Consider the following 1,267-nt stretch of genomic DNA (forward strand, 5'->3'; position numbering starts at 1 on the left):
TCTAAGACACGGGAAACCATTTTGAAAACAGATCGCTTCTTTCGTGACTACTGGAGAAATCATCGGGATGGAATAAAGGTCTCTAAGTTGCTAAGAGAAACGATGCTAGGTTGCGGTCTTGGATACGAAGAGAAAGTAAAGCGACAGATTGGACGGGAAACGGTTCTAGAGACCAAGCAAATCTTTCCGAAAATCGAAATCCTGAAAGACCCTTTTAACTACTACATGCGTTTTCGATTCATACCAGGTCAAATGTCAAAAGAATGGCTCACAAAAGCAGAAGCCTTCTCACATGCGCTAGAGCTTCCACTCGTGAAAACCAAGATTGAAAACGGTTATTGCATGATGGTCTTTCAACACCAGCAACTTGATGCATCTTATGTTCCACGTAAGGAAGATGATAGCCACTCGATCGGACTCGGTTACCGCTTAGGGGAGCGGTTTGACTGGGACTTCAACGAGTTCCCCCATTGTCTCATCGTCGGCTTAACCGGATCGGGCAAAAGTACCTTTGTACGCAATCTGCTCATTCAATTCCCTCAAGACTGGATTCTAAAAGTAGTCGATGGAAAGTTTGTCGAGTTTAGCTTCATGAAGAAACTAGGCTATGATGTCGCCACAAGCGAAAAAGAATTCGTGGACTATGTAGAAGAAGCGCATCAGGAAGTAATACGGCGTTTCGAGGAAATGAAGACTCAGGGCGTCAATGATTATAGAGAATTAGGTTACAAGCCTTACTTTCTCTTAGTAGATGAGTTCATTTTCTTAGTCGAAACCTTGTCAAACAAGAAAGAGAAAGAAACAGGAAAAACCCAGCGAGATCAACTCTTTGATAAAATCCGGGACATTGCTTTGCGTGGTAGATCAGCAGGTGTCAACCTCATGCTCATTCTACAACGTCCAGATAGTAGCTTCCTTCCTACTGTCATCCGAGAGAACCTTACCACGAAAGTCGTACTCGGTGGATCAGAAACCGCTTTCGATATGGCTTTCGGCTCCGAACACAAGAAACTGCAACGTCTTCCCAAAGGAGAGGGATACATCATGAAAGGGGAGGAACTCACCAACTTTAGTTTTGCTAACTACTCCCTAGAAGATTTTAAGAAAGACCTCCACTCTCGCAATGTAGAAGACTTGGAAACCTATAAAACACGGAAACAGGAATCCAATCAACCAGAACCTCTAGGGGATCGAATCAAAGAAGACCATGCCTAAAATCGGCGTCTACTCCTGACATCTTGCTATTCCTTTACACGATCGTTGTCTA

The 1,267-nt window shown here is 43.7% G+C and carries 1 protein-coding gene; it reads left to right on the forward strand.

All coding sequences use genetic code 11. The annotated features are described in order from the left end of the window. Window positions 1-1,215, forward strand: a 1,215-nt coding sequence (locus tag BLU58_RS15955) for an FtsK/SpoIIIE domain-containing protein (protein WP_093293850.1), incomplete at its 5' end; no start/stop codon positions are given. Between the last annotated feature and the right edge of the window lie 52 nt (window positions 1,216-1,267).

The sequence above is a fragment of the Thermoactinomyces sp. DSM 45892 genome (assembly GCF_900107305.1).
GTDB lineage: Bacteria > Bacillota > Bacilli > Thermoactinomycetales > Thermoactinomycetaceae > Baia.